This window comes from Legionella feeleii (assembly GCF_001467625.1).
GTDB classification, from domain to species: domain Bacteria; phylum Pseudomonadota; class Gammaproteobacteria; order Legionellales; family Legionellaceae; genus Tatlockia; species Tatlockia feeleii.
This window is the reverse complement of sequence record NZ_LNYB01000070.1, coordinates 1-1244: the sequence shown is the minus strand read 5'-3', so window position 1 is coordinate 1244 and position 1244 is coordinate 1. Positions and strand designations below refer to the sequence as shown.

Below are 1244 nucleotides of genomic sequence, written 5' to 3'. Positions count from 1 at the left end.
TCCTTTTGTTGATTATGTTCTTGGCGAACAATCAACAGGATACGCCACCTAATTTATTTTTCACATACACCAGATTCGAGCATAACTCCAGAGAAGCTTGTGATGGCTTCACAAAACAAGATGTATTTAGTGTTATTTTTTAAGCTAACAATATCTATCAGAAGGATGACAATCATTGCCAGAAGCTGAGAGTAAGCTATATAAATGTTAAATTTTTGTTTTACTGCGATAAATCGACCTATATAACTTCCGAGCAATGCTGGAAATACTGAAAGAGCGAATGCCAATCCAAAATACAATGGAGGTAAATTATGGGCTGCAATTTTATCGTAAACTACAAGTTGTATAAAACCACTTCCAATCCCTGAAATAAGACAAGCAAATACGAATACCAAATAAGCTTGATATCCCTTAAAGCTTGAGTAGTGCACCCCTTTCATAATGTTCTAATTTTATATCATACAGTAAGTGCATTATAAAACTTATGGTTAATATGTCTATTTATATCTCCTTTAATAAATAGAGATGATGTGAAGTTAACTTCTTGAAGTAAAATAGCTAATTCTCCCAAGGTGGCGCGTGAAATAGTTGGGTTTGTGGAGTTAGTCGAGGCAGACTCAATCATGACTATTTCTTTTGATTGAGGATAGAATTTTAAAAGGTAGTCTTTTAATACATTTCCCTGGTTATTTAAACTTGGACTCATAAAATCAGTCCTATTATTACCTATGGAAGAAATGTGATAGATAAAATAATCTAATGCTGTGTTTAGTGGATGCTCAAAAAGTAATAATCGATTTACATCAATTATTACACTACCTCTTTCGAGAGGATCAATTTTTAAATCAATAAGCATAGTATCTAAACTAGAAATACCCGGATTTACATTAAGAATGTAATTTTCTTTACTAGCTTGGATTTCAAAAAGCTGCGTAAGCGTAACCCCAAATCGCGGATGTCCAGCCACCAATAGTGAGATATTTTTAAAATCCTTCAAATATGAAATGGTTTTTCTATAAATACGGTAATAATTATCAATGTCTTTATCACCATCTACATATAAGGTTTTTATGCTGATAATTCTTTTACAATACTTACTCAACAGATCTATTTCACTATTGTTGGCAAGAGCCAATACCAACTCTGTGTTCTCTAACGAGTTATGCTCGAATCTGGTGTATGTGAAAAATAAATTAGGTGGCGTATCCTGTTGATTGTTCGCCAAGAACATAATCAACAAAAGG

2 protein-coding genes are annotated in these 1244 nt (G+C 32.9%); both read right to left on the bottom strand.

The window, feature by feature from the left end; all coding sequences use genetic code 11:
• Positions 1 to 53: 53 nt before the first annotated feature.
• Positions 54 to 440, bottom strand: a complete 387-nt coding sequence (locus tag Lfee_RS07625) for a hypothetical protein (RefSeq protein WP_058445483.1) — start codon at positions 438 to 440, stop codon at positions 54 to 56.
• Between the two features lie 17 nt (positions 441 to 457).
• Positions 458 to 1244: SAM-dependent methyltransferase (locus Lfee_RS07620; protein WP_058445481.1), on the bottom strand; the 787-nt coding region annotated here is incomplete at its 5' end.

Excerpts from the sequence above, each read along its gene's own strand:
- Lfee_RS07625 (WP_058445483.1), bottom strand. The coding sequence starts at position 440 with ATGAAAGGGGTGCACTACTCAAGCTTTAAGGGATATCAAGCTTATTTG.